This is a genomic window from uncultured Endozoicomonas sp., from assembly GCF_947495845.1.
Classification (GTDB): domain Bacteria; phylum Pseudomonadota; class Gammaproteobacteria; order Pseudomonadales; family Endozoicomonadaceae; genus Endozoicomonas.
On record NZ_CANMAO010000004.1, the window covers coordinates 105,766 to 132,299 of the forward strand.

General features: G+C 46.7%; 23 protein-coding genes. 9 read left to right on the forward strand and 14 right to left on the reverse strand.

Annotated elements, in window-relative coordinates:
* Positions 1 to 107 precede the first annotated feature (107 nt).
* Positions 108 to 482: a hypothetical protein gene (locus tag Q1B11_RS04775; RefSeq protein ID WP_299728407.1), complete on the reverse strand. Its 375-nt coding sequence runs from the start codon at positions 480 to 482 to the stop codon at positions 108 to 110.
* A 270-nt stretch (positions 483 to 752) separates the two neighbouring features.
* Positions 753 to 1,094 carry a Grx4 family monothiol glutaredoxin gene (grxD, locus tag Q1B11_RS04780; RefSeq protein ID WP_299728410.1) on the reverse strand — a complete coding sequence of 114 codons (342 nt, stop codon included), beginning with the start codon at positions 1,092 to 1,094 and terminating at the stop codon, positions 753 to 755.
* A 259-nt stretch (positions 1,095 to 1,353) separates the two neighbouring features.
* Here grxD and Q1B11_RS04785 point away from each other — a divergent pair, with 259 nt between their 5' ends.
* The 3 genes from Q1B11_RS04785 (at position 1,354) to Q1B11_RS04795 (ending at position 4,199) form a co-directional block, all read left to right on the forward strand.
* Positions 1,354 to 1,905, forward strand: coding sequence for a carboxymuconolactone decarboxylase family protein (locus Q1B11_RS04785; protein WP_299728413.1), 552 nt, complete (start codon positions 1,354 to 1,356; stop codon positions 1,903 to 1,905).
* Positions 1,906 to 2,012: 107 nt separating this feature from the next.
* The gene (locus Q1B11_RS04790) at positions 2,013 to 3,377 is read left to right on the forward strand and encodes a rhodanese-like domain-containing protein (protein WP_299728416.1); all 1,365 of its coding nucleotides are present in this window, start codon (positions 2,013 to 2,015) and stop codon (positions 3,375 to 3,377) included.
* 186 nt (positions 3,378 to 3,563) lie between these two features.
* Positions 3,564 to 4,199 (forward strand): hypothetical protein, encoded by a 636-nt coding sequence (locus Q1B11_RS04795; protein ID WP_299728419.1) that lies wholly within the window; start codon positions 3,564 to 3,566, stop codon positions 4,197 to 4,199.
* A 252-nt stretch (positions 4,200 to 4,451) separates the two neighbouring features.
* Here Q1B11_RS04795 and Q1B11_RS04800 read toward each other — a convergent pair whose 3' ends face one another.
* The 5 genes from Q1B11_RS04800 to Q1B11_RS04820 form a co-directional block, all read right to left on the reverse strand.
* Positions 4,452 to 5,273 (reverse strand): M48 family metallopeptidase, encoded by an 822-nt coding sequence (locus Q1B11_RS04800; protein WP_299728422.1) that lies wholly within the window; start codon positions 5,271 to 5,273, stop codon positions 4,452 to 4,454.
* A 42-nt stretch (positions 5,274 to 5,315) separates the two neighbouring features.
* On the reverse strand, positions 5,316 to 6,575 hold the full coding sequence (locus Q1B11_RS04805; protein ID WP_299728425.1) for a pyridoxal phosphate-dependent aminotransferase: 1,260 nt from the start codon (positions 6,573 to 6,575) through the stop codon (positions 5,316 to 5,318).
* A 354-nt stretch (positions 6,576 to 6,929) separates the two neighbouring features.
* On the reverse strand, positions 6,930 to 7,496 hold the full coding sequence (locus tag Q1B11_RS04810) for a hypothetical protein (protein ID WP_299728428.1): 567 nt from the start codon (positions 7,494 to 7,496) through the stop codon (positions 6,930 to 6,932).
* A 240-nt stretch (positions 7,497 to 7,736) separates the two neighbouring features.
* On the reverse strand, positions 7,737 to 10,793 hold the full coding sequence (locus Q1B11_RS04815; protein ID WP_299728431.1) for an efflux RND transporter permease subunit: 3,057 nt from the start codon (positions 10,791 to 10,793) through the stop codon (positions 7,737 to 7,739).
* On the reverse strand, positions 10,790 to 11,869 hold the full coding sequence (locus Q1B11_RS04820; protein ID WP_299728434.1) for an efflux RND transporter periplasmic adaptor subunit: 1,080 nt from the start codon (positions 11,867 to 11,869) through the stop codon (positions 10,790 to 10,792). Before Q1B11_RS04820 ends, Q1B11_RS04815 begins: the two co-directional genes overlap by 4 nt.
* Positions 11,870 to 11,989: 120 nt before the next feature.
* On the opposite strand from Q1B11_RS04820, the gene Q1B11_RS20425 reads away from it, so the two are divergent.
* From Q1B11_RS20425 to Q1B11_RS04840, 5 genes are all read left to right on the forward strand, one after another.
* Positions 11,990 to 12,211 (forward strand): cysteine-rich CWC family protein, encoded by a 222-nt coding sequence (locus tag Q1B11_RS20425; protein WP_366139434.1) that lies wholly within the window; start codon positions 11,990 to 11,992, stop codon positions 12,209 to 12,211.
* A gap of 90 nt (positions 12,212 to 12,301) precedes the next feature.
* A complete protein-coding gene (locus Q1B11_RS04825; RefSeq protein WP_299728437.1) occupies positions 12,302 to 13,057 on the forward strand; it encodes an enoyl-CoA hydratase-related protein in 756 nt (251 codons plus the stop codon).
* 97 nt (positions 13,058 to 13,154) lie between these two features.
* Positions 13,155 to 13,931, forward strand: a complete 777-nt coding sequence (locus Q1B11_RS04830; protein WP_299728440.1) for a hypothetical protein — start codon at positions 13,155 to 13,157, stop codon at positions 13,929 to 13,931.
* A 55-nt stretch (positions 13,932 to 13,986) separates the two neighbouring features.
* On the forward strand, positions 13,987 to 14,295 hold the full coding sequence (locus Q1B11_RS04835; protein WP_067519648.1) for a hypothetical protein: 309 nt from the start codon (positions 13,987 to 13,989) through the stop codon (positions 14,293 to 14,295).
* A gap of 176 nt (positions 14,296 to 14,471) precedes the next feature.
* Complete coding sequence (locus tag Q1B11_RS04840) at positions 14,472 to 15,329, forward strand: hypothetical protein (protein WP_299728446.1); 858 nt, start codon at positions 14,472 to 14,474, stop codon at positions 15,327 to 15,329.
* On the opposite strand, the gene Q1B11_RS04845 is transcribed toward Q1B11_RS04840, so the two are convergent.
* Both Q1B11_RS04845 and mpl read right to left on the reverse strand, forming a co-directional pair.
* Complete coding sequence (locus Q1B11_RS04845) at positions 15,271 to 15,903, reverse strand: flavin prenyltransferase UbiX (protein WP_299728449.1); 633 nt, start codon at positions 15,901 to 15,903, stop codon at positions 15,271 to 15,273. The two genes, Q1B11_RS04840 and Q1B11_RS04845, sit on opposite strands and share 59 nt — an antisense overlap.
* Positions 15,884 to 17,281 (reverse strand): UDP-N-acetylmuramate:L-alanyl-gamma-D-glutamyl-meso-diaminopimelate ligase, encoded by a 1,398-nt coding sequence (gene mpl / locus Q1B11_RS04850; protein WP_299728453.1) that lies wholly within the window; start codon positions 17,279 to 17,281, stop codon positions 15,884 to 15,886. The genes Q1B11_RS04845 and mpl overlap by 20 nt, the downstream gene beginning before the upstream one ends.
* Before the next feature lie 202 nt (positions 17,282 to 17,483).
* Between mpl and Q1B11_RS04855 the strand changes: the two genes are divergently transcribed.
* Entirely contained in the window at positions 17,484 to 18,761 is a 1,278-nt protein-coding gene (locus tag Q1B11_RS04855) for a 6-phosphofructokinase (protein ID WP_299728456.1), read from the forward strand.
* 1 nt (position 18,762) lies between these two features.
* Here Q1B11_RS04855 and Q1B11_RS04860 read toward each other — a convergent pair whose 3' ends face one another.
* Genes Q1B11_RS04860 through Q1B11_RS04880 form a run of 5 tightly spaced genes read right to left on the reverse strand, consistent with a single transcriptional unit; the run spans position 18,763 to position 26,477 of the window.
* Positions 18,763 to 19,467 carry a ParA family protein gene (locus Q1B11_RS04860; protein ID WP_299728459.1) on the reverse strand — a complete coding sequence of 235 codons (705 nt, stop codon included), beginning with the start codon at positions 19,465 to 19,467 and terminating at the stop codon, positions 18,763 to 18,765.
* Positions 19,468 to 19,508: 41 nt separating this feature from the next.
* Complete coding sequence (locus tag Q1B11_RS04865; RefSeq protein WP_299728462.1) at positions 19,509 to 20,843, reverse strand: diguanylate cyclase; 1,335 nt, start codon at positions 20,841 to 20,843, stop codon at positions 19,509 to 19,511.
* Between the two features lie 32 nt (positions 20,844 to 20,875).
* Positions 20,876 to 21,454, reverse strand: a complete 579-nt coding sequence (locus tag Q1B11_RS04870; RefSeq protein WP_299728464.1) for a chemotaxis protein CheB — start codon at positions 21,452 to 21,454, stop codon at positions 20,876 to 20,878.
* A complete protein-coding gene (locus Q1B11_RS04875) occupies positions 21,451 to 22,290 on the reverse strand; it encodes a protein-glutamate O-methyltransferase CheR (RefSeq protein ID WP_299728467.1) in 840 nt (279 codons plus the stop codon). Before Q1B11_RS04875 ends, Q1B11_RS04870 begins: the two co-directional genes overlap by 4 nt.
* Positions 22,287 to 26,477, reverse strand: coding sequence for a response regulator (locus tag Q1B11_RS04880; protein ID WP_299728470.1), 4,191 nt, complete (start codon positions 26,475 to 26,477; stop codon positions 22,287 to 22,289). The genes Q1B11_RS04875 and Q1B11_RS04880 overlap by 4 nt, the downstream gene beginning before the upstream one ends.
* Positions 26,478 to 26,534: the final 57 nt, after the last annotated feature.

The following is a 26,534-nucleotide window of genomic DNA, read 5'->3' on the forward strand; positions in this document are numbered from 1 at the left end:
TACGTACACAATAATACACAGGGTTGCGAGATTCGCCTACTACAGACTGGAAAATACATACCCAATGAAATGCACTAATGTTTCAACTGTAAGCTATCCCAGGAAAGTTAAACGGTGGTTGCATCTCGAACGGAAAGCTTCTGTTTGGTGATTCTGCTCTCAAGCACTTTGAGTTCGCTTTTACCAAGATCCATTTCCTTTTCCAGTACTTTAATCTGCTCGATCTGCTGGACGCATGAACGAGCACCAATGGAAGAGTAGATGGTAAAGGCATAGGCAATCACTGCGCCACTCAAGCCGGCAATGACATTCATCTCTTTTCCAAGCACGATATTGGACAACAATAGTCCGGTACCGGCCAAACAACTAAGACAGGCAACGGCGTAATGGTATTTTCTGGATTTACTGATAAACGCGGAGATTTGCTGCAGCGATGAAATATTTTTGCCAATAGAGTTGATGGCAATCTGGGTATGATTCATGAAGTGCTTCCTGCTAATGTTTCTTGGATAGTCCTAGATTAATGATAACACTGACTAGCATTTAAATAGAAGACGGGTGTCTGTAGATGTAGCGCTAAAAACGGACATAGGCCACAGTTACTAAAAACGGTCAGCATCGGGAAGAGATAATTATAGAGGCAACGAAAAGAGTTCTTTTGATGTAGATCAGAAGACAGTTCAGAAAGGTTATCAGATATAACAGGTTGAGTGATCAGCGAACAAAGCCATTATTGCTCGCTGTTCAAACGCTCAGCCTTCGTTTTGCTCAGCCTTATCAGCACCAGCCGCTTCATCAATCAGTGTCTGAAGTTCACCGCTGTTGTACATATCAATTAAGATATCACTACCACCAATCAGCTCACCTTTAACCCACAGCTGCGGGAAAGTCGGCCAGTTCGCGTATTTTGGCAAGTTTGCACGAATTTCAGGATTCGCCAGAATATCCACAAAAGCAAACTGCTGGCCACAAGCCATCAGGATCTGAACGGCTTTGGAGGAAAAACCACACTGTGGCAGTTTTGGAGATCCTTTCATATACAGCAGAATCGCATGGGATTCGATCTGCTCTTTTATTTGCTCCATTACGTCCATGAGACGACCTCTATTTAAAAAATTGGAATGTTTAGGTCGGCATTCTAAAGAAAATACCTGACTGCTACCATATGTTATTTTATGAATCCGGGTAGTGATTCCTTCTGCCCACCATGCCAAAAGTCCCGATCAATCCCTTATGAAGCTCCTTATGAAGCTCCTTATTAAACACACGTTCAATGCTTGTCTGGGCAACGTTGAACTGAGACTATCAACAGCACTGCCCACTCAACTGTCTATATAAAAAAGCCAATCAGCCATGTACGTATTTGAAAAACCTCTAAAAAATTACCCTTGGTGGCTCAAGCCGTTCTTCTGGAGCCAAAAGCGTCGCTATGGAAAAGTCCTGAAACCGGGTCTGTTATGGGCAAGAGTACCCAAATTGTTTGCAGCTGTTGCGGCACTGTATGGCGTATTGGATCGCAAAAGCTCTCCTCTCTCTCCGGAACTGCGTTCTCTGATCACGGTTCGGGTTTCTCAAGTGAATTGGTGCGCCTTCTGCATTGATGTGAACGGCATGACCTTGGCTCAACGCAGTGGCAGCATGGATAAACTCAACGCCCTCGATCAATGGCAAACTTCTGCGCTGTTCGATAAGAAAGAAAAGATTGCATTGGAATACGCCGAAGCCATCACCTATAGCGATCAACACGTCACTCCGGAGCTGATGACCCGGGTAAAAACCTTTTTCGATGAAGATGGCGTTATCGAACTGACCGGGCTTATTGCCTTTCAGAACCTGTCCAGTAAGTTCAATGCGGCGCTGGATGTTCCAGCCGAGGGCTTCTGCAAGCTCCCTGAGAAGCCATAATCAGGGAATCTACGGCCTTACATTTAAGGCCGAGTCCTTTACTCTGTGCATCACAACCATCTCTTTCACTGATCTGTTGCTATTGAACCAACAGGAGAGATTTCTCAATGCCCTTCAAAAAGCCTGCGACCCGAACGGTTTTCACGCTAGCCCTGTGTGTTTCCATTCTGGTTGGCGTTACTATTTATCAACGCCACCATCAACACCAACAAAAAGACACACCTGCGCCAGTGGATTACCCCATAGCTGAAATTTCTGCACAGCAACTGCAACGCTGGAAGCAGCAAAATCTTCCTCATCAGCTGATTGATGCGCGCCCGGATCATTTCTATAACGGATGGCCTGCAGGCGAAGGCATCAAGCAAGGCCATATCAATGGTGCCATCAACTTTCAGCCCAGCTGGCTCGATCTACTGGATTCACCCGAAAAACAAGGTCAGCTGCTGAAAGATAAAAGCATTACTCAAGACAGCCCTGTGGTGATTTATGGCAACGACCACACTGTTCAGCCATTTTATCAATATTTGAAACAGCAGGGTTTCGCCAAGGTCTTTTTGCTCTCCGGTGGAATGAAAGCCTGGAGCGAGTCAGGTTATGAAACCCGTCAATTGCCACTGTATGAAAAGCTGGTTCATCCCCAATGGCTTTTTGAACAAACGGCAGCCAACACAGGCGTTAAACCCATCATTCTTGAAGTGGGTTACGATGAGCAGTCAGCCTACAAAGACGGACATATTCCCGGCGCCGTTTATCTGGATACACAGAAAATAGAATGGGACCAAGGTGGCTCACCCAGTTGGAATTATATGCCTGATGCAAAGCTGCTTCAGGTTCTAACCAACTACGGCATTGCCAAAGACGCAACAGTCGTCGTTTATGCCGACAAACTGGCCATGGCCGCCTATCGTGCGGCGATTGCGTTAATGTACGCCGGCGTTACCGATGTTCGGGTATTGAATGGTGGTAAAAAGGCGTGGAACTCCCGAGGCTTTGATCTTCAGACCGAAGTTAATAAGCCCGAGCTTCTCAGCAGGCCATCATTAATCAGCCCCACCAATAAGAAGCTGGTTATCAATATTCCTGAAGCGAAAACGCTTCTTGAGAAAAACGATAGCGTATTAGCCAGTATCATGACCAGGGCAGAGTTTGATGGTGAGAAGTCCGGTTACCTGTATTACCAGAAAACCGGCCATATTCCCGGCTCAACGCTACTGGAAAGCGGCAATACGGCCTACGATATGGACAACTATCAGGATATTGATGGCACCATGCGTTCATGGACTGAAATAGAAACCATTTGGGCAAACAAAGCCATCACTCCCGATAAAGACATCAGTTTCTACTGCGGCACAGGCTGGCGAGCCAGCGAAGCATTATTTGCCGCGTATCTGATGGGCTGGGAGAAAATCAGCCTTTTCGATGATGGCTGGACTGGCTGGAGCATGGACTCCAACAACCCTGTATCTGAATAACTATTCACGCTCCCTAATCAGGGTTCAGCATACCCTCGTATTTTGTCAGCCCTGCTTACCCACTTGTCAGTACTGCTGTACAGACAAAATCCGAATCCTTCCTATAATTGCACAATCGTTTCGTACCTCTCGCTTTTCAATTTTTTGAAGACCGCCCTTCTCAGCAGATACAAATAAGGATAAAAAATGGAAGCCTTAAACTATTTCTTGAAAAACCCACTCCTGAATAATCCAGATGCCACTGGCGCCACGCACTCCAACACAAGAGCCTTCAGCTCTGCTGCCCAATGCTTTGGTAGAACTGTTACACAAATTGCAATTTCCACGGTCAAGCTTACCTATAACGTCGTCAAGCTCGCTCTCGAGGGTATAGGTGCAGGCCTTGGGGCTGCAGCGGGCTTCGCTGAAGGCGGTGCTCGCATTGCTGGTTCCTATATCGGGGAACATTTTGGCTGGTGCAAACGGGAGACGAAATCGCTGTCGGAATTCACCATCAGCGGCCTTCGCACCGGCGCTATCGTCGGTGAAATAGCAGGATGCCTGGTTGGTTTTCCTGCAGCCGTTGCAGCGACAGCGTATGCTGCTCCGATTTACCTATTCGCCTCCGGAGCCCATGGGGTGGTCGCTGGCGTTGAAGTAAAAACGAAAGGCAGTTCACGCGAAGGTGACAAGATAATGAATGAAGAAATACTTGAATTTAATCGACGCATGGACGACTGCTTTCAAAAAGCGCATTCTTTATTACAAGGTCAGGAAGTAAGCCCACTGGACGCATTCCTGAAAGGGCTAAGAAGCGAACCCTGTGCGGCAAGTAACAATTAATAGGAATACAACAATGCCAATGCCGTTTAAACCTCGTTCCCACGCGGAGCGAGGTTGTCGCAAAACCACGTAGGTCGGTAATTCTGTAAGAATTGCCGACATCTCGCCGCGCTGTAGAGGCTGATTGTCGGCAACCCTGCGTGTTACCGAGAGATCTGTTTTTAAACACCTATTGCGGCAGCCTCAAAGCATAGGAGCGAGATATTTGGAGTTTTTCGACAGCCTCTCGAAAGAGAAGAATCTCAGCTCCACCTATTTTCCAATAGCCTTCCTATATAGCGGGTCAACTTTAACAATATTGGCTCGTAATCCATTAATCCGGGTATCGTGTGCCGGATGAGTACTCATAAATTCCGGCACTTTCTGCCCACTCTCCGCAGACATTTTTTGCCAGAGGGACACGGCAGCTCTCGGGTTATAACCCGCCCTTGCCATCAACTCCAGTCCGATCAAATCCGCCTCTGCCTCATTGGTGCGACTGTTTGGCAACGTCAACGCATAATTCACGACTGTGCTGCCAATATTCATAACATCCGGGCTGATGCCCAGTAAGATCCCCAGAGCATCCTGACCAAGCTGAATACCATAAGCCTGTGACATCGCTTCACGGCCATGCTCCCTAAGGGCGTGCGCCATTTCATGGCCCATGATCGCGGCGATCTCATCGTCGTTCAGCTTCAGTTTATTAATGATGCCGGTGTAGAACATAATCTTACCGCCCGGCATACAGTAGGCGTTTAGCTGTTCATCGGTGGTCAAATTCACTTCCCAGTTCCAACGACGGGCATCCTCTCGAAAAACACCTACATGGGACACCAACCGCTCACCAATGCCTCTCAGACGTTTAACTTCTGCAGCGTTCTGATTCAAATTCCCTTTCTTGCTGGCTTTGCTCAGTTCTTCTTTATAGGCCTGCACCGACATGGCGTTCACCTGCTCTTCAGACAACAGGGAAACCATGGTCTGTTCACGGTCAACACCGATGACGCCGGAATTAGTGGTCGATACCGTCTGACATCCGACCAGAAATACCGACAGGCTGATTCCAAGCGCTTTAAGCCACATCTTTACCATGAACAACCTTCTCCGTTTTTCTTTTGCTTATGGAGCATTCTATTAAAGCCAGTGGGCAAGACGCTGATAGGCTTCGACAAGTCTTGGACAATTGTCTTCAACAAACCGTTGAGAATCAACTGGCTGATTTTGCACGTTTTGCAAGGCACTGGCGCCATCAAAATCCACAAACGCCAACCTGACAAACAGCTCATCTGCGCTCAATCCAAAATCACTGCCCGGCAACATGGCAACCCCCGCTTCCGACAACAACGCATCGCATAAGGCTTCAGAGGTAAGAATATCGCGTTTTTTTAATTCGTCACGGTGCCCGGCAAAACTGACAAAGAGATAAAAGCCACCAACAGGATCAACCATTTTCAGTCCCATAGCCCGTAACTGACTGACCATATACTCAGCAATATTTTTCAGAATGGATCTACTATTTTGCACATAGCTCTGAATATCGTCATGCTCTTCAAACGCACAGCAGGCCGCATGCTGAATAGGCGCGCTGACCGAGGTGAAGGTTTCACTGGCAATCACTGCCATGGCATTCTGAAGCTCACGCAATTCTTCTGGAAACACCATCGCCCCAAGACGCCAGCCGCCGGCACCACACCATTTACTGAGCCCGCCACTGATGATTGTGCCTTCTGGATACCACTTGGCAAAACTATGGTGCTCTCCACTAAACCGGGTTTCTCCATAAATCTCATCGGAAACGATAATGATGTTTTTATCTCTCGCCACGGAAACCAACGCCTGAATATGATCCGGCTCATAACTGGCTCCAGTTGGATTGGACGGGTAGTTCAACAGCAACAACCTGGGTGAGCCCGAATCCGGAAGTTGTTTCAGCTGTTCCGGTTCAATACGCCAGTTGTCTTCCATGATGGTGGGCAGATAACGCACTGATCGCCCAAGCATTTCAGCCTGCGGCGCATAAGATACCCAGCAAGGTGCCGGTAGAATAAGTTCAGCATTGGTGGCAAGTTGCAGGTTAAACAGCAACTCTTTGGAGCCAGGGCCAATCAACACCGAATCACTGTTGAAACCCAAACCTGTTCGACGCTGGTAATAATCCGCAATGGTCCCTCTCAACTGAAGCAGACCACGCACAGGCAGGTAGTCTTTTTCTCCCGCATGATCTTTCAGGCTCTGAACCACTCGATCTGGTACTGGAAATGGTGACTGCCCTAATCCCAGCCTGATGATATCTTTACCGTCACGAATAAGCTGTTGGCTTAGTTCGTTGATATGCAGAGTGGCGGATGGTTTTAACGCCGTTACTTTTGGGTTTAGCTGAATATCATGATTCATAGCCATCACTTCCCTGATGATTATCTTGTACCCACTTAGGGTAGGGGCAGTTAGAAAAATACCAAGTAACCCGTTCACCCTGAGCCTGTCGAAGGATGGTTGCACCGCACTTCGACAAGCTCAGTGCGAACGGTGGTATGTTTTTCAATGCCACTTCCCTTAGACGTTATCTCACAGATACAGGAAAAATTCGATTCAGTTCAACATATTTGCAACTAAAAATATCAAAGACCATTTTATCATGAATTTTAGCTCGTCAACCGGCGTCTATGATGATTAAACCACAGATCACCGATTGTAATTTCACAATTGCACATCTAACTTACGCGTAAACACTATTGCCTTGGAGGCAATCTAAGAAATAATACACTCTGGCGCACTTTTCTCACGCATTGGATGTGGAACATTTTTGCGTTCCTCAAGCTCCAAACTTTTGAGTTCATCCTTTATTTTAACACTAGCCTCATAGTTTAATTCCTCTCCATCTGAACATGGATTGTGCCGATCTATTAACTTACACTTAATACGAGGCATCTCATGATTATCAAAAATATAGATTTCATCCATCGTAGCTCTATTAGAAAGGTTTTCGTAATACTTCCACCCTTCTTTTAAGTCCGGGTAATAGCGAGGAACGTCAGAAGTTACTTCTTCCTGATCAATTACATCGATTAGTTGCTTAACATATTCTTTTGACGCCTGATCAAAATCTCCATTAGCTGGCGCTATAGAAATATCAGTCATTGGTTTAGGAGATAAAGCGTTACTTTCCTCCCCACACGTAAGATTAGTTTCACCTTCTGGACTTTTCACCGCACACGTACGTGAACCAACACTCGCCACCTCTCCATCTGTCCTAGCGACTACTCCACTCGAATCACCCTGAAAACCCAAAGTTGATGGCTGAATAATCGGTTCCATAATTAACTCCTATAGAGATTTACATAATAAGGTATCTATACCCAACAAGATTGACCATTTGATTTATATACAGTTCAATTTTTCTTCTAACTCCGCAATAGAACTTACCGCCTGAAGAAGCAATCTCAAACACCTTCAGGAACCACCAACAAACGTGATAAATTTGAATAGGTGAGAAAATATTATTTTTCAACCTACAGAAACCGGCAATTGCTCACCGGCTAATAGAAGGAGAAAAAATCAGTACCTGATTCTATAAAACAATGAGTAAAGCAAAGGCACCAACCCCAGCGTCAACAACGTGGAGAACAACAACCCCGCAATAATCGTTACTGCCATAGGCTCCCACATTTCTCCGCCGCCAAGATAGAGAGGAATCATACCCAGCACCGTGGTTGCTGTCGTCAGCAATATTGGGCGAAGTCGGCGTTGTGCAGCTATCACGATGGCTTCTTGAGGCGGTAATCCATTGTCGTCGATTTCATATTTGATACGCTCAAGCAGAACAATGGCATTATTGATCACAATCCCTGCCAGAGAGATCACACCCAACAAGGTGAAAAAGCCAAAGAAACTCTGGGCGGTTAACAAACCAATAATAACCCCAATCAACCCAAGAGGAATGGTGGCCAGAATAATCACCGGCTTTCGTAGAGAGTTAAACTGCGCCACCAGCAGAATCATGATGATAAAACCGGCAATTGGCAGTTTATCGCCAATAGCCTGATTTGCGTTACCAGACGTTTCCGCCTCACCACCCAGTTCATAGCGATATCCTGAAGGCCAGTTGGCAGAGTGCTCGTCCAACCACGGCTGCAGCTCGGCAAAACCTTCTGCTGCCGTCATACCACCCGCCAACTGCCCACCTACAGAAACCGTTTTAAGCCCATCGCGCCGAAGTATCTTTGCGGGCTCCCAAACCACTTCAATATCCGCTACCTGCGTCAAAGTGACTGTTTGACCCGTGGACTGAATGTAAACAGACAAGGTTTCCAGTTGATCAATATCCTGCCGATTTCCTTCCCGGGAACGCATCACTACGGGGATAACATCTTCACCTTCCCGATACTGGGTTAACTCAAGACCGCTCAAGCCGCTTTGCAATGACAGGGCAATGTCCTGACTGGTGGCGCCAACTCGCAACGCATTGGTCTGATTAACGACAACGGTAAATTTTTTGATCCACTGCCCCCAGTCATCGTTAATATTTTTCAAACCCGCCATCTGGTGCATTTCCGCCTTTAACTGATCAACCAGTACAAATAACTGATCAGCATCTCGACCATACAGCCGAACTTCAACCGGGTTCTTCACCGACACACCGCTTTCTATACGACGACTGTTGGTTTGCAGATCTGGAAAATGATCAAAGGCATAGCGATCCAGCTTCTGCATCATGTCATCAATAATTTCAGACGACGTGGTATTGATCACCATCAACGCATAATTCGGGCTGGCAGACTCCGGGCTGTGTTGAAGGACAAACCGAGGGCCACCATTACCGATATAACTGCTCCAGCTCGTCACGCCTTCACTACGTTCACCATTCACCTGAAGCTCTGCCGCAATATAAGCTTCCAGATCTTTTACAATGGCTTCTGTTCGCTCAATGGAGGTGCCCAGAGGCAGCTCGACTTCTGTTTTAAAATAGAGCCGATCCGAAGGGGGAAAGAAAATCTTGGGTACAAATTGAAAGCCACTCATCACCACAAAAAAGGTGACAACAATGGCTGATAACGTCATCGCCCGATGCTTTAAGACCCACGTTAATAGTATTCGGTATTTCAGATAGAACCCGCTCTGGTAATCCGTAGTGTCTGTGCTGGGTTTTAGAAACTGAACACACAACAATGGAATCACCGTCATGGAAAGAACCCATGAACACAACAAGGTAATCGTCACTACAAGAAAGAGAGAAGCAGTGAACTCACCCACTGCGGACTCGGCCAGATAAATCGGTAAAAAAGCGGCGGCCGTCGTTAGAGATGAGGTCAGCAACGGTATTTTTAACTCACCAGCTGAATCAACAGCGGCCTCTACCGGCTTTTTGCCACTGTTCATCTGCACCATAATGCTTTCCGCCATCACAATGCCATTGTCCACCAGCATGCCGAGGGCAATAATCAGTGCCGCAAGGGAGATTTGATCTAGCCCGATCTCTAAAAACGACATGACTAACATGGCGGCAATCATGCTCATTGGAATCAATGACGCAACAATCAATCCGGTGCGTGGCCCAAGGGCAAACAGCATAACGGCCGCCACCACCAGCACCGCCTGAAGCAGGTTACTGACAAAGTCATTAACCTTATCTTCCACCTCTTTGGGCGAGAAACTCAGCACATCGAAATTAATGCCAATGGGGTAAGTCTGGTCCAGATCCTTCAGAACCGTCGTTACCTCCTGGCCCATACGGATATTATTGCCACCTTCACGCATAGCAAGGCCGATGCCCAAAGCACGTTTGCCTGAGGAGTGCACCATAGAAGACGCAGGATCTATATAGCCTCGTTTTACTGTTGCTATGTCTTCCAGATAAACCACATTATTGCTGCCAGGAATGGTAATAATGGTTTTGCGGATATCTTCTACCGATTCGAAATTACCCGTCGGCTCAAGCTCGATGCGCTCCATATCAATCGTGATCGAACCACCGGGGTTCACAATATTGCGGCTGCTCAACATCTGCATAAGCTGTGTGGGCGACAAACCAAACTCTGCAAGACGAGCATTGTCGTACTCTACAAAGATACGTTCTTCCTGTGCGCCATAGATTTCAACTTTGGCTACTTCCGGTAATCGAAGAAACTCATCTTTGGCCTGATCTGCGATCTCCTTTAACTCTACATAGCTGAATTCAGAACCTGTTAACGTGACAACAACCCCGAACACATCACCAAACTCATCATTCACCTCAGGGCCAATCACACCATCAGGCAGCGTTTTTTGCGCACTCTCTATTTTTCGCCGAAGACTGTCCCAGATAGGCCGCATATCGGAGTAACTTTCCTTTATGCTGACGGTAATGATGGAAACACCGGTTCTGGAGACACTCTGCACAAAGTCCAGTTCCGGAATTTCCTGAACAACCTTTTCCAGTGGATCTGTTATAAGCTGCTCAACACGCTCCGGACTGGCACCGGGAAAATAGGTGATCACCTGAGCCGCCCGAATTATAAAACCAGGGTCGTATGCTCGTGGTAAGTTCTGATAGGCCTGAATGCCTGCAATAATCAAAACAATAATCAACACCAGTGCCGTGCGATTATTCTGGAGGGTAGCCCGGGTGATATTCATCGTGCCGCCCCTTCTTGCAGGCGGACTTTCATACCTTCAGTCATCTGACTCATACCGGCAGTCACAACACGGTCCCCCATGGTCAAACCGCTAGTGATGACAAGACCCTCTTTTGATAATTCCCCCGTACTCACCTCACGACGGGAAATCACCCCGACGCCATTACCCTGATCACTGACGACATAAACAAAACGACCATTATTGTCTTCCAAAACTGCATAAGCCGGGATGCGAACAAGGTCACTGATGGGTATATTCTGCTCAGCCCGAACCACGGCAGACATACCCGGCAATATGAGACGATCATTAACTGCTGCCATATCAAAGGTAACGGTATACGTCTGATTGCTTTCATCAATCTGCGTGGAGACTTCTTTCAACGTCAGTGGATATTGCTGGCCCGGAATGGCATTGAAGCGCGCATAAAAGAGACCGTTTTTCATATCCGCACGGGCGCGAACCAATACACTTTCTGGTAACTCCATCTTTACTAACAGAGTTGAAGTATCCTGCAAGGACACTATTTCCTGCTTAGCCGATACCTCTTCGTAGTTATCAACATATCGTCGGGCAATTCGGCCTGAAAAGGGCGCTGTCAGGATGGTGTATTCAAGTTCTTTTTGTGCGGACTCTAACTGCGAGCCAGCGGTGCTGACTTTGGCCTTCAAAGCCTCCACTTCGGCCCTGGCAATAGCGCCTTTATCCACCAGTTTTCGGGCTCGCTCATAATCTGAATGGGCAACATCATAAGAGGCTTGACGATCTTTCAGGCGAATTTCAAAATCTGTAGGGTCCAGCTGGGCAACACTCTCACCCTTTTCAATCAATTCGCCTTCTTTCACCAGCAGCGATTGCAATTTTCCCGATACCCGAAAGCTCAGATTGGCTTTCTGAGCCGCGTCAATGACCGCAGGAAACTCTTTGACCTCAACCGATTCCATAGAGCTAATCATTATTGAGCGCACCGGCCTCAATAATTCTTCTTCAATCTCGGCTTCTTGACTGCATCCAGCAAATAGACTTGTCGCGACGAAAACCAGCGCGATTTGTTGAAATGATCGGGAGGGCTGTTTCATTTCTTCTCCAGTAACGCTGTTCTGTTTATTATTGGCATTCGTTATTTGGGCAATATGCTAACAAATATTTGTTAATCCATGTTCTGATAATTATCAGCATGAACGTTGAAGTTACTTTTCATGACAGAAGTCAATCTTTGCCCTGGATGTTCACAACCCAATCAATGCGCTTTTTCACTGGGGCAACCAGCAGACACTTGTTGGTGTATGCAAGGTGCACCAGATCAGCCTTCAACGGAGAAGCTGCCATTACCAATAAAGGCTGCCAGCTGTTATTGCTCAAGGTGCCTGAAAAAGCTTAAGGATGAAAAAAAGAGACTGGAAGGCCAGATTGATCAATAAGTCAGCACTGATAGGTTCCCCTGCCAATTACAGAGCAGCTGTAATAAAGTATGCCCGAAATAACGACAATAACAGTTTAGGAGCCGGATCATGTCAGACCAGCCTAACCACATCCTTATAGAGCAACTGGATGCCGTACTGACCATTCGTTTTAATCGCGTGGAAAAGAAAAATGCACTCACAGCGGCCATGTACGACTCTATTCGTACGGCACTGGTCTCTGCGGATCAGGATGACAGCATACGTGTGGTTTTGTTCTGTGCTCAGCCTGAAGTATTTACTGCAGGAAACGATCTGCAGGATTTCCTGGCCCAGGATACTTCCGAAGAACCGGCTGCAATGAAACTGCTGCGGCAACTGGCTGTTCAGAAGAAACCGCTTGTTGCGGCAGCCAGCGGTATTGCTGTCGGTATCGGTGTCACCTTACTGCTGCATTGTGATCTGGTGTATCTCGGTGAAGATACCCGAATGCGCCTGCCGTTTGTGAATCTCGCCGTTGTTCCAGAGGCCGCCTCCAGCCTATTGCTACCTAACCTGATGGGCCGTCAACGGGCATCAGAACTGTTGATGCTGGGTGACTTTTTTGACAGTAAGACAGCAAAAGGGCTCGGCATTGCCAACGGTGTTGTTTCCAATAATGAGGTTTTCGATCTGGCACTCCAGAAAGCTCAGGCATTAGCTTCCAAACCTCAAGAAGCGCTGGTGCTAACCAAGCAGCTGATTACCGGCACCCACCGGCAGGATGTTCTGGATCGTATTGATGAAGAGGGCAAGCTGTTTGGGGAAAGGTTGGTGTCTGAGGAAGCCCGGCAGGTGATGGCAGCGTTTTTTGCTGGGAAATCATAGCTGTACCCAAGAATGAACTCTTTCTAAGAATAAGCCTCTAATAAATGTATGACGCCGTGGCTTGCTTAGGCCGCAGCCTTTGTTTATTGGAGGAAATATGCTTGGATGTAATACTAAACCAGACACCCCCTTATTACCCGCACAATTAGTGCTGTATACCAAAGGTGAAGTGAAGGCCAAAAGTTGCTGGGGGGTTGTGAAGCAAGTTGTTCCAACAGCGCTCCTTACTTTAACTTTTGGTGCTCAAAGCTTGCCAGGCTGGTGTATTGCCAGCCTCAGTTCCTACCATATTGTCAAAGCTCTTAGAACCGTCAATGCCGCTATAAACATAGAGTCCTATGACCGTGCTTTTGCTACCGACCTTACTCAGGCTATTAAGACAGCAGCGAACAGCGTTGCAAGGGTTGATGGCACTGTTTCTCATTCTTCAAAATTGAATTCTCAGGGAGTTATACTCACCTCTTATATACAAGAAAACAAAGCCAATATGCACTTGGATTTTGCCAACGGCCAAAGTATTCCAAATGAATTAGGCGAGGTCATTGATCAATTTATAGAGACATCTGCTATGGTGCAGGGCAAATTAAAACCCAGCCCCACACATATGCTTCTACTGTCTATTTTGGACAACTCTCACAAAGAACCAAGAACAACTATTGCCTGTACTATCCAGAAGAATGCCTTTTGTTTTATCCACAAAGATGAAGTAACCACCTTTAAAAGTGATACCCCTGATACGCTCTTAAGAGAAACAATTTCCTCATTCTATGAGAAAGCCAGAAGTGTCTCGCACAATCACGATCGACTGGCTTCACTCCGTTTAGATTTAGTACCAATTGAAAAAAACAAATCTCAACTTGATTCCAGCGGTTGAACAACTAGTTTTAATTAGTAATGCAAGCATTAAATCAACGAACACGGAGCGTTCCATGGAAGACCAAAACATCAAAAAACTGGCACTTATTGTCTCTGCCAACTGCACTCGTCAATCTACTATTGAAGAGTGTCAGAAAATGGGACAGATTAATGATCAACAATACAGTCAGATTAACAAGGAAATGTCAGATCGCATTTATACCTTCCTGACTTACCTACTGCAAAAACCTGCTGATGAGTACACTGTTATGCTCGAAGCCATGGCCAAGCACTTTCCTGAAAATCAGGATATGCCCGAACTCAGCCAGTTTATACTACAGCAGAGTCAAAACAGCGGATCTGCCGCATCCCAGCAGCACTAATTTTTAAATCGTCTATGCTTGTCCCTGATTTATCAGGGACTAAATCAATGAAATTAACTTGGAAAATACCCACTTATCAATGGTCTTATGGGCTTATCGTTTTGATATTTTCTAGCATACAAGCTTTCAGCGATGTACCAAGCGCCGTCTCAAATAATAAACATCTGCTTGAACCATTGAGCCAACTTTTAAATGAATTTGATATCCCTCACGATGGCTGCCTGAGCTCAATGATTGAAGCCAGTCAGCAGTGGCGAAGAAAGCCAGCACAGGAGCGCTGGGAATTACCGGACATCAATCTGTCCGCAGAAAAAACACACCGAGTATTCCAATTACTGAAACAGCTCCGAATGACAGGGTCTATTGAGCCACCGTCAAACCAATACGATTATCTCCTTCTGCTGGGCTCAACAGCACCGGGCATGCTTCATCGGCTGCAACATCTGACGGAGCTTTGGGATAAGGGGCTGAGGTTTAAACACCTTATCTTTCTGGTCAGTGAACGGCCATTGCACGCCACTATGGATCAGTCCGATGTATTAGCCAAATGGGCACAGGCTTATGAACTGAAGCCAGCAAAAACAGAAACCGATGCAGCCATTCTTTTACATAAATTGGCAGACTTGCCAATCGCTTTGAAAGCCGTACCGACAGAGTTTATCGATACTCCGGGGCACGTCCGCCAAGGTTACTGGTATCGGCCCAATACCCGGGATACGCTGAAGCACTGGTTAAAACAGAAGCCGGTACCCGGTTCCACTCTGGTGATCACCGACCAACCCCACGGCAACTATCAGGAAACCGTGGTCAGGCAGGAGCTTCCAGAAACATTTACGGTGGATCTTTCTACCGGTTCAGCAAAACCATCAACCAGAATGGTCATTTATCTCGATTCTCTAGCACTATGGCTCCATAACTTAGGGCTTCACAATTTGAGCCAACAAAACCAGATGTCTGACCTGTGTGAGACAAATGCTAAGAAGCAACACCCCACTGGGGCATCAACGTCTGCTCAATCCCAAGCTGATCCATAATTCGAGCAACAATGAAATCAATCAGGTCGTTTACAGACTGAGGTTGATTATAAAAACCAGGGGACGCCGGAAGAATCACACTACCCATTCGGGTTAACTTCAGCATATTTTCCAGATGAATTTCCGAATAAGGGGATTCTCTGGGAACCACGATCAACTTACCCCGTTCTTTCAATACAACAGAGGCGGCTCGTTGCGCCAGATTGTTGCTCAAGCCACAGGCTACCGCAGAGAGTGTTCCCATGCTGCAGGGGCAAAGTACCATCTGTTTTGGTGCACCGCTGCCAGATGCCACCGGCGACATCCAGTCGTCTTCGCCAAAGACTCGTATTTGCCCCGGTTTTGCACGATAACGATCGGTTAGAAATTGTTCAGTTTCTTCTTCAGTGTTGCCAATATGAAGATTCATCTCTTCAGCCAGCACCACTTTTACTGCCTTTGAAGCCAGAAAGTAAACCTCGCGGTTAGTGGCTAACAGGCATTCCAGCAACCTTAAACCGTACTGGGCGCCAGAAGCCCCCGTCATGGCCAGAGTTATTTTTTCGGAAGGTGTTTCAACAGGTAATGGTGTCATTATTAATATCTAAGCTGCTTCGGTCTTTTAAGCGTTGCGCTATTCTGCCATGGATTCCTTCAAAACCACCATTACTCATTATCAGCAGATGATCACCTGCTTCTACCGATTCCGTTATATAGCGAACAATGGCTTCCGTGGAATCGAGCACTTTGGATAACACCGGACTTTTTGCTGCCAGCGCTTCCAACGGCCAATCCAGACCTTCCGGCTTAAACCAGATCACTTCCGAAGCTTGCGCGGTTGAATCAATTAATGACTGTTGGTGAATGCCCATTTTCATGGTGTTGGAACGGGGCTCAATAATCACCCGGATATTGGCATCTTCACCCAGTAATGCTCTCTGCCCCGCAAGCGTTGTCGCAATAGCGGTGGGATGATGGGCAAAATCATCATAAATTCGAATGCCATCAATTTCATCAATCAACTCCATCCGCCGCTTCACCCCCTGGAAGACAGAAAGAGCTTCACAGGCGATCTCCGGAATCACACCCACATGATGAGCCGCAGCAATGGCAGCCAATGCGTTCTCTAAATTGTGCTGCCCTTCCTGCTGCCAATTCACTTTGCCAGCAAAGGCGCCTTTGTAAAACACATCAAATTGATTACCGGAAGCACTGGCATTGCGTACCTGCCAAAGGCTGTTTTCGCCACCAAGGCTTTCCTGCTCAGACCAGCACCCCATATCCATCACTTCATCAATGGCTGTGACGCTGGCAGGGAAAAGAATACGACCAGAGCCCGGAATGGTTCTTACTAAATGGTGAAACTGTCGCTGAATCGATGAGAGATCGTCAAAGATATCCGCATGATCAAATTCAAGGTTATTAATGATCAACGTGCGCGGGTGGTAATGGACAAACTTGGAACGCTTATCAAAAAACGCCGTATCGTATTCATCCGCCTCAATCACAAAAAATGGCGTGTCACCAAGCCTTGCAGAAATACCAAAATCCGCAGGAATGCCACCAATCAAAAAGCCCGGCGACATGCCTGCATGTTCCAGAATCCAGGCCAGCATACTGCTGGTTGTGGTTTTTCCGTGAGTGCCGGAAGCCGCCAACACCCAGCGTTCCGGTGCAATGTAGCGGGAAAAGAACTCAGGACCGGAGACATAAGGCAAACCTTTCTCCAGCACATACTCCACTGCAGGAATGCCACGCTTCATGGCATTACCAATCACCACCAGATCGGGAGACGGGTTCAGATGATCCGCACTGTATCCCTGAAACAGGCTGATGCCCTGCTCCTCCAGCTGAGTACTCATGGGCGGGTAAACATTCTGATCTGAACCGGATACCTGAAAACCCAGCTCTCTGGCCAGAATGGCCAGACTTCCCATAAACGTCCCACAAATACCAAGAATATGTATGTGCATCCGCATTAGCTCCAATCCGGCGGGCGTGCTCTGAGTAACTAAGAGCACTCTAATCCTCTGATTTTGACATTGTTTCAGGCTAATGCGCAAAAGAAGCCAGAAAAGTACTTACTCAGTCGCTGCCATTCCCTTCGAGATCAGGTATCATCTGCAACCAGTCAGAATCACAAAATAACACAGAGTACCGTTCGGAAATTAACCGATGTCCCAAAAGCATGCTTTTTACGCTCAATCCGGTGGTGTTACCGCTGTCATCAATGCCAGCGCCTGTGCCGTTATCGAAACCGCCCGCCGCTATCCGGATAAAATTGGCAAAGTTTATGCGGGCCATAACGGGATTCTTGGCGCCCTGCGTGAAGAGTTGATTGACACCTCTTTTGAATCCGACGAAACCATTGGCGCTCTGCTTAGAACACCGGGCGGTGCTTTTGGTTCCTGCCGTTACAAACTGAAATCCTTCGAAGAAAGTGAAGCTGAATATCGTCGTTTGATTGATGTGTTCAAAGCCCACAATATTGGTTATTTCTTTTACAACGGCGGTAACGATTCCATGGATACCGCCTGGAAAGTCTCCCAGCTCAGTGAAAAAATGGGCTATCCCATCACCTGTATCGGTGTCCCCAAAACCATCGATAATGATCTTGCAGCCACCGATAACTGCCCCGGCTTTGGCTCTGCTGCAAAATATCTGGCGGTGTCGACCAAAGAAGCCAGCCACGATATTGCCTCCATGTGCGACACCTCAACAAAAGTGTTTGTGATGGAAGTGATGGGGCGGCACGCTGGCTGGCTGGCCGCAGCAACCGGGTTGGCAGCTCGCCAGTCTGGCGATGCGCCTCACGTGATCGTTTTCCCTGAACTGCCTTTGGACAGAAAGAAGTTTCTCGCAAAGGTTCAGGAAACCGTTAACAACGAAGGGTATTGCGTCATCGTCGCCTCTGAAGGTGCTAAATACGACGATGGCGACTTCATCTCTGCCTCAACCACCGTCGTGGATTCCTTTGGTCACCAACAGCTCGGTGGCGTTGCACCTGCTCTATGTAACCTGATCAAACAGGAACTCGGTTATAAGTATCATTATGCCGTGGCTGACTATCTTCAGCGTTCTGCACGACACATTGCTTCCAGAGTGGATGTTGAGCAGGCCTATGCGGTGGGAAAAGCGGCAGTTGAACTGGCTGTCACAGGCCATAATGCGGTGATGCCTGCTATTGTTCGCGAATCAGACATGCCTTATCGCTGGGCGATTAAAGAGGTGCCTTTAGAGCAGGTGGCTAACTTCGAACGAAAGATGCCATTGGAATTTATCAGCCCGGATGGTTTTAACATCACCCGAACCTGCAGAGAATACCTGGAGCCTTTGATTGAAGGTGAAGAATATCCAGCCTACCTGAATGGTCTACCTCGGTTTGCAAGACTTAGAAAAGTCTTTGTGGATAAAAAAATTGAAACATCATTTACTGGTGATATTGAGAGCTGATTCAGACCATTTCTTTTTCACAGGGGCTAACTTCTCTGACAGAATAGCTCCTGTCCTTTATTACATCGAGCCACTGGGTAATTGCCTGCCAACGATAGGACTCCTTTATCAATGATTTCTGAACCTTGCCAAGATCAAAAAAACCAAGCCCCTCCTCAGAAGCACCGACGTAAAACTGAGCATCTTTAATTATCCCTATAAAGGGAATGTTTAGAGCTTCAAGAAACAAGCGGAGTTTTTTAAATGACTGTGTATTTTCTCGACATCGATTCGCAATAACCGCCACCTGCGTATGGGAACGATTCGGTTTTACCTTTATCAGCAAGTCTGCAATAAACCGGGTTATCACTTGAATATCGAAAACAGAGGGTGTAACTGGTATCAAAATAACATCGTTATTCCTGATTTGACTAATATTGCCAACTAAATCCATCCCAGCCGGAGTATCAGTGACCGTAACCTCTGTTCCTCGTTCCGGTGTTAACTGAAATACTTTAGTCATCCCAGCTTTTAGGTTATGAGGCTCAATTAATTGCAATGGTGCTTTGAATATCGGACGTTTTCGAACCCAGTAGGTACTGGAACCTTGAGGATCGAGATCGATTAATGCTGTTTTACACCCTTTGCCCAAATAGTAACTGACAAGGTTAGTCGCTATGGTTGTTTTACCGACGCCCCCCTTAGGATTCATCACAATTATTCTCACAGGAGCTCTCCTTTTCCTATTGTCACTTTGGTCGCCTGAAGCTATTTCAGGTCCGAATAAAACCGAAAATCATTTCTCCCCTGCCGTTTGGCTTCGTACATCGCTTCATCCGCCGCCTTGATAAGACTGTCAGCATCTCCACTGTTATCGGGATAAAGTGCAATTCCAATACTCGTACCCACTTTTTTCTCTGTGCCTTCCAGCTGATGAGGCTCTGCCATCACGTGAAGGATCTTATCAGCGACTACTCTGGCATCATCTTCGTTATGCACGTCATCCAGCACAACAGCAAACTCATCACCTCCTAAACGGGCAATCAAATCAACCTGTCGTATACAACCTTCCAGCCTCTGCGCAACATTGCTTAATAGTTTGTCGCCTGCTTCGTGACCCAGCTCATCATTCACCGGCTTGAAATGATCAAGGTCGAGAAACATCACCGCCGTATGCGCTTGATGACGATCACTTCTGGCAATAGACGATTGCAGAAACTCTTTGAACAGTGCCCGGTTGGCTAAGCCTGTCAGATTGTCATATTTAGCCATTTGCGTCAGCTGATCTTCCATGGCCTTTCTTTCGGTAATGTCCTGGAATACCAGCACCGCTCCCTGAACTTTGTTCTGTCCGTTGACAATGGCTGCCGCATTGAACTCTGCAGGAAAATGACCTTTGCTCGAGTGAATCAGATCACTGCTTTGTTTAATATGCCCGCCTTCTTGAAAACAGGATTTATAGATTTCAGAACTTTCCCACTGTTTTAGAATTTCAGCATCATCACCCTCAAAAAACAGATGGCTGACATGCCTGTCCTGTAACGTTTGTTCATTTTCTCCAAGCAATTCACAGGCGGTAGGGTTAATAAACGTCACGCTTCCCTGATCATCCAAACCAACAATGCCTTCGGCCGCACAATCCAGTAACAGTTTGTTTTTCCGGCTGATCCAACGCAGCTCTTTCGTTACCTGCTCCAGCTCCATCCTTTGCTCTTCAAGCTGCAGAAACACTTTTACTTTGCCAAGCAGAATTTCAGGCACGATGGGTTTTGGCAGGTAATCCACAGCCCCGGCCTCATAACCTTTGGCGACATAATTGTGATCTTTGTTGATCGCAGTGACGAAAATAATGGGAATATTGGCTGTTTGCTTATTGCTATGAAGTAATGTGGCTGTTTCAAACCCGTCCATACCCGGCATTTGTACGTCCAGCAGAATCACAGCAAACTGATGGGCTAGCACTTCTGACAGGGCTTTTTCGCCGGAATCCACCTTGTGAACTTCAGCGCCCAGAGGTTTGAGAAGTTTATCCATCGCCAAGAGGTTTTCCGATCGATCATCCACCACCAGTATTTTGACTTTGTCTTTTTCTTTGTCTTCCATAACCAACAATCCTTGTTAGTAACCGTGAAAATCTACAACTGATCGAGAAAAGCCGGTATCTCTTCCAATGGCAACTGATAATCCACGCAACCCGTTCCCAGAGATGCCTGTGGCATCGTGCTGATCATGGAACTATCAGGACACTGAACCACCGTCGTACCACCAAAATCTTTTACCGCCCGAATACCATCTGCGCCATCGCTGTTAGCTCCGGTCAGTACAATGGCAACCAACGCGTGTTCATAGACTCTGGCAGCCGATTGAAACAACACATCGATGGATGGCCGGACAAACGCAACCGGTGGCTCCATATTCAGGCTGATCACACCACTCTCCTCAACCTGCATGTGGTACCCAGCCGGAGCAAGTAAAATAGTGCCTGCCATTATCGCGTCTTTATCTCTGGCTAACCGCACCGGAAGAGAACTCTGCCTTGCTAACACTCGCAAAGCACCGCCGTCGTCTTTAGCGCCAACATGTTTGGTCACCAATAGAGGAAAAGGGAAGTCTTCCTCAAGTTCACTGAAGAGAAAACCCAAAGCATTGATTCCTCCCGCAGAGGCACCAATCACAATGGCTTTACCCCCATTACCTGAATACTTTCCTCTCACGCCCCCTTCTTCCTATAAATTCTCAGCTTGTTATTTACATCCTCCAGTGACTTTCTAATTTCACTGAAGGTCAAATTTTCCCTCCGCCCAATACAAAGGAAACCACGGGGGCAGAGGCTTTCATTAATTAAATTCAGAGCTCTGTCCTGCAGCTGTTCATTAAAGTAAATCAATACGTTGCGACACATCACCAGATTCATTTCACCAAAGGCACCATCCGTCACCAGATTATGGCTGGCAAAGGTAATCCGTTCGGCAAAACGGCTATTGATTTTGATGGCGTTATATTGGCTTACCCAATTATCACTGAGCGTCTTACGTCCACCAGAGTCCCTATAATTCTTCTCGTAAAGTTCCACATCATCGGACGGATAAATTCCTTTCTTGGCCATCCTCAGTGCTTCGTCGTTAAAATCGGTGGCATAGATCTGACAGCGATCCAATAGCCCTTCTTCTTCAAGCATAATGGCAATGGAGTAAACCTCCTGACCGGAAGCACAGCCCGCATGCCAGATTTTAATAAATGGATAGGTTTTCAAAACCGGAATCACTTCTTCTCGAAGTACTTTAAACACATCCGGGTCACGAAACATTTCTGTCACCACCACTGACATGCTTTCAACAAATGTCTGAAAAGCCTGACCGTCGTGAAGAAAAAGCGGTATCAGTGCACTAATGCGATTAACGTTTACTGACTCCATGTATTTCTTAATCCGGCGAACCATAGAGGCACGGGCATAATCACTGAAGTCGTAACCGTAATGCTGGCTAATTGCCTCCAGCAATAGTTTCAGCTCCAGATGCTCCAATTGAGCAAGAGAGTCTGTTTTCGTCATCTTGATAGCCAGACCTTAAGCATTTCGGTCAACTTGGCCATATCCACAGGCTTGGTCATGTAGTCATTCGCTCCCGCCTCAAGACACTTTGCCCGATCATCGGCCATCGCCTTGGCTGTAAGGGCAATCACCGGCAAATCCTTAAAATAAGGCATCTGACGTATAGCTCGGGTTGCTTCATAACCATCCATCACTGGCATCATGATATCCATCAGCACTAACTCAACCCCTTCCTCTTCTTCGAGTTTCGTGAGCGCATTTTTGCCGTTATCTGCCAGAACCACTTCCATTCCCAAGCCTTGTAATGCCTTGGAAAGGGCAAATGTATTACGGAGATCATCATCCACCAGCATAATTTTTCGCCCATCGAGGCTCTTTTCTCCGCCTGCTGGCATGGGCTTTTCTTCCGTAACCGAGTTGTCTTTATTCACCGTGTGTAAAAATAAACTGACTTCATCAGTCACTCTTTCCATTGCCCGATCACCCTTCATGACCATCGCACTGGTGTATTCCTGCAGCTGAGCATGTTCCGATGCACTGGGTGGCTGGGCTGTATGAATCACCACCGAGGGCATTTTCTCCCCCAGTTGTTCTTTAACGGTCTGGAGAAAATCGAGCCCCGATGTTTCGCCAAGGTTTAAATCCATAATCATGCATTGCCAATGACTATCCGACAGCATCTTTTGCGCTTCGTCAGCGGTGGCCGCGTAACCTACATGGAGCTGTTTCTTTTCCAGCATCACCCCGATCTTTTTTCGCTCGCCATCGTCTAAATCCAGAATCAAAACATCACTGATATCCTGATGGATCGCATCTTCCAAAGTGGAAAAGACACTATCAATATCTGAAATACTCACCGGCTTCATCAAATATCCAGCCACCGATGCGTCTTTAAACAAATGCGGATCCCGGCCAGAAATGATGTGAACGGGAATGTTTCGTGTGGCATTACCGCTCTTCAATTTCTCAAGCACTTCCTGACCATCCATATCCGGTAACCCAAGATCCAGAATAATGGCAGATGGTCGTGTGTTCTCAGCGAGCTCCAAACCCTGACTGCCAGTCTCGGCATGTTGACAGTTGAATTGATATTTGCCGGCAAGCTGGTTCAAGGTATTAAAGAAATTAGGGTCATCTTCAATCACCAGAAGGCTATTACCTTTTATAGAAATCGATGTTTCGGTGACACTACTTTTAGTGGAGGTAATGGGAATTTCTTCAGTGGTGATAGCTTCTGGTATTGAAATATCTGGTTTGGATGCTTCTGGTTTTAAAAGCCTGGCGGAGACAGACACAGGAGAATTACTGTAGTTATCCGCTGTCACATTCTGTGAACCAATCGCACAGACTGGATTATCGGGCAAAAACAAAGTGAACGTTGTGCCCTTGCCTTCTTCGCTGGCCAACTCGATAAAACCACCCAGCAGTGCTGCCATCTCTCTGGATATAGCCAGACCAAGGCCGGTGCCACCGTATTTTCTGCTGGTTGAGCCATCAGCCTGTTGAAATGATTCAAAGATGGTGGCCTGTTTATCTTTCGGAATGCCAATACCACTGTCTTTTACGGCAAAGGCCAGCCAGTTTTCATCGGCATGACGCCCCTTACGGGCTTCGTTGAATACCTCAACCGTTACACTGCCCTGCTCAGTAAACTTGAAGGCATTGGAAAGAAAGTTTTTAATAATCTGCAGCAGCCTTTGGCTATCCGTAAACAGAGAGTCATTCACACCGGATGCCATGTTGACCGCAAATTCCAGGCCTTTATTATCCGCCAGTGGTTTAAACATGGTTTCAATACTGCTTTTAACATCCTGAACAGAAATCGTATCCAGATTCACCGACATTTTCCCGGCTTCCACCTTGGATAAATCCAGAATATCGTTGATTAACTCCAGCAACTCCTTACCGCCGTTGTAGATCACCGTTGCCGATTCCACCTGATCTTCCGTTAAATTGCCTTCGTCGTTATCTGCCAGCATTTGCGACAGCAGTAACAAAGAATTAAGCGGCGTACGCAATTCATGGGACATGTTCGCCAGAAATTCAGATTTGTATTTACTGGCTCTTGCCAGCTCTTCTGCTTTCTCCGTGATGTCTTTGCTGGTTTTCTCTATCTCTCTATTCTTACGTTCAATGTCATTTTTTTGTGCTGTTAGCTTTTCACTAAGTTCTTCCAGCTCCGCATTGGATTTTTGTAACTCATCGCTTTGTGCTTTCAGCTCTTCTTCCGACTCTTCAAGGATTCTTGCTTTCTTTTCCAGCTCATCATTATTGGAGCGCAACTCTTCCTGCTGCTCTTTCATGGTTTCCGCTTGCTGGGTGGTGGTTTCCAGCAGTTGACTTACACGGGTTCGGTACTGGGCAGAGTTAATAGCGATAGCAATATTTTCGACGCTGTGATCGAGGAACTGTTTCTGTTCTTCCGTCATTGGCCCCAGGCGAGAGAACTCAAAAACACCCTTGAGGTTATTTTCATAAGACAGGGGAATAATAAGAACATGAACCGGGCTGGATACACCAAGCCCAGACTCAATGGCCAGATAACCATCGGGTACATTGGTCAATTCAATAAGCTGCTTTTCCAAGGCTGCCTGCCCGATCAGTCCTTCACCTAAATCAAAACGTGTGGCATGTTGATTACGTTTGCTCCAGGCGTATGTCCCCAACAATTCCAGCTGACTGGTGTCGTTCAAAACGTACATGGCACCAGAATGCATATCGAGATAATGAGCAATATAGGCAACAATGTTATGACACAAATCTGCCATGGACTGCTCACCACGAATACTGTCGTTTAATCCGGCCATGCCATCCTGAAGCCAGTTTCTGCGCTGGTTTTCATTACTGATCGTTCGCAGTTTTCTGGTCATTTCTCCGAAGCTGTGGCTCAACTCACTGATTTCATTGCTGCCTTTCAACTCCACCACTTCGATATAGTCACCGGAAGCAACTCGGTTCACCCATTTAATAATCTCTCTGAGCGGTTTCACCAGCTTACGGGTAACAAAGAAGGCGGCAATAACCACAAGAACAAAGACAATGGAAATTAATAGAATTAAGCGATTCTGGAACTTTTTAACAGAAGCAAACGCTTCGCGATGGGTCACTTCAGACAGCATAATCAAGGAAGAACCAGCAATATTAACGGGAAGATACGTTCCAAGCACTTCTTCACCATGTTCATAGCTACGGATATGTCGATCACTGGCTTTGACCGCCTGGGTAAGAACTTCTTCATCCTGCATAACGTCAGACAGGTCACCCAAGGCATCCATATCGAACTCATGGGCATGATCACTGTGTTCTTCCAACTCTCCCAGATGATCATCGCCTTCTATATACAGACCATCTTCATTGACATGTTCAAGCCAAAGGTTGATCAACGGGTTGTCATCACTGAAGATCAGGTCTTTTCTATTGGTCACAAGACTGCCAAAACGTATCTTACGGTCTGCGCCCACCAGAAATGAAGAAAGCCCTGCGATGCCAGAGTCACCACTGTCAAACATCAACTGAATATTATTGGGATGAATCTGAACGGCTATAAAGCCTGTGGATGATTGCTCATCATCCGCCAGTGGCAAGATAAAGAAGACTACCTGCTCATTTCCCAAAGGAGGATAACTTCCAAGATCAGCATATTGAGGCTGCTGTTCTTGAAGACTAGTTTGAACGGCACGGGAAAAATTGGTGTAGGCGAGGCTTCCAGAAAATAGGTTTTGGCCAAGATCATCATAGCGGTTGACGGTGTAGAGAATATTCCCCTGCGCATCACCGACGATGATGTCGGAATAGTCATAGAACTTCAGAAAGTCTTGATAAGTTGCAGAGTGTTGCGCCTGTATTTCATCATAAGTCGTTGAAGCGATGTAGCTGTTCCATGAACCACTATCCAGATCATGGCTTTCTTGCAAATCGTCAATGAATGCACTGGAGGGTGAAGACAAAATATACAGGTTGGTCAGTACCGTATCGAAGTAATGATTCAGACGCTGCGTAAGCTGGTAATTAATCGTGGTTAGCTGGTCATATCGCTCTTTGACGATTTCATCTTTCCCCTTCTCATACTCATTAAAGCCAACGAATATGACCGGCCCAATGGACAGGCAGACAAACCAGAGGAACAGCGTAAGCGACAGGCTGCGAGACCTCTTGTGTATATGCTTTGAGGGCTGATCCTGACTCATACTCTAACCTCGGTCACAGACAATGATGGGAAGAAAGCAGTGGCTATCTTCTAAGTA

Excerpts from the sequence above, each read along its gene's own strand:
- Q1B11_RS04775 (WP_299728407.1), bottom strand. The coding sequence starts at position 482 with ATGAATCATACCCAGATTGCCATCAACTCTATTGGCAAAAATATTTCA.
- grxD (WP_299728410.1), bottom strand. The coding sequence starts at position 1,094 with ATGGACGTAATGGAGCAAATAAAAGAGCAGATCGAATCCCATGCGATT.
- Q1B11_RS04785 (WP_299728413.1), top strand. The coding sequence starts at position 1,354 with ATGTACGTATTTGAAAAACCTCTAAAAAATTACCCTTGGTGGCTCAAG.
- Q1B11_RS04790 (WP_299728416.1), top strand. The coding sequence starts at position 2,013 with ATGCCCTTCAAAAAGCCTGCGACCCGAACGGTTTTCACGCTAGCCCTG.
- Q1B11_RS04795 (WP_299728419.1), top strand. The coding sequence starts at position 3,564 with ATGGAAGCCTTAAACTATTTCTTGAAAAACCCACTCCTGAATAATCCA.
- Q1B11_RS04800 (WP_299728422.1), bottom strand. The coding sequence starts at position 5,273 with ATGGTAAAGATGTGGCTTAAAGCGCTTGGAATCAGCCTGTCGGTATTT.
- Q1B11_RS04805 (WP_299728425.1), bottom strand. The coding sequence starts at position 6,575 with ATGAATCATGATATTCAGCTAAACCCAAAAGTAACGGCGTTAAAACCA.
- Q1B11_RS04810 (WP_299728428.1), bottom strand. The coding sequence starts at position 7,496 with ATGGAACCGATTATTCAGCCATCAACTTTGGGTTTTCAGGGTGATTCG.
- Q1B11_RS04815 (WP_299728431.1), bottom strand. The coding sequence starts at position 10,793 with ATGAATATCACCCGGGCTACCCTCCAGAATAATCGCACGGCACTGGTG.
- Q1B11_RS04820 (WP_299728434.1), bottom strand. The coding sequence starts at position 11,869 with ATGAAACAGCCCTCCCGATCATTTCAACAAATCGCGCTGGTTTTCGTC.
- Q1B11_RS20425 (WP_366139434.1), top strand. The coding sequence starts at position 11,990 with ATGACAGAAGTCAATCTTTGCCCTGGATGTTCACAACCCAATCAATGC.
- Q1B11_RS04825 (WP_299728437.1), top strand. The coding sequence starts at position 12,302 with ATGTCAGACCAGCCTAACCACATCCTTATAGAGCAACTGGATGCCGTA.
- Q1B11_RS04830 (WP_299728440.1), top strand. The coding sequence starts at position 13,155 with ATGCTTGGATGTAATACTAAACCAGACACCCCCTTATTACCCGCACAA.
- Q1B11_RS04835 (WP_067519648.1), top strand. The coding sequence starts at position 13,987 with ATGGAAGACCAAAACATCAAAAAACTGGCACTTATTGTCTCTGCCAAC.
- Q1B11_RS04845 (WP_299728449.1), bottom strand. The coding sequence starts at position 15,903 with ATGACACCATTACCTGTTGAAACACCTTCCGAAAAAATAACTCTGGCC.
- mpl (WP_299728453.1), bottom strand. The coding sequence starts at position 17,281 with ATGCACATACATATTCTTGGTATTTGTGGGACGTTTATGGGAAGTCTG.
- Q1B11_RS04855 (WP_299728456.1), top strand. The coding sequence starts at position 17,484 with ATGTCCCAAAAGCATGCTTTTTACGCTCAATCCGGTGGTGTTACCGCT.
- Q1B11_RS04865 (WP_299728462.1), bottom strand. The coding sequence starts at position 20,843 with ATGGAAGACAAAGAAAAAGACAAAGTCAAAATACTGGTGGTGGATGAT.
- Q1B11_RS04875 (WP_299728467.1), bottom strand. The coding sequence starts at position 22,290 with ATGACGAAAACAGACTCTCTTGCTCAATTGGAGCATCTGGAGCTGAAA.
- Q1B11_RS04880 (WP_299728470.1), bottom strand. The coding sequence starts at position 26,477 with ATGAGTCAGGATCAGCCCTCAAAGCATATACACAAGAGGTCTCGCAGC.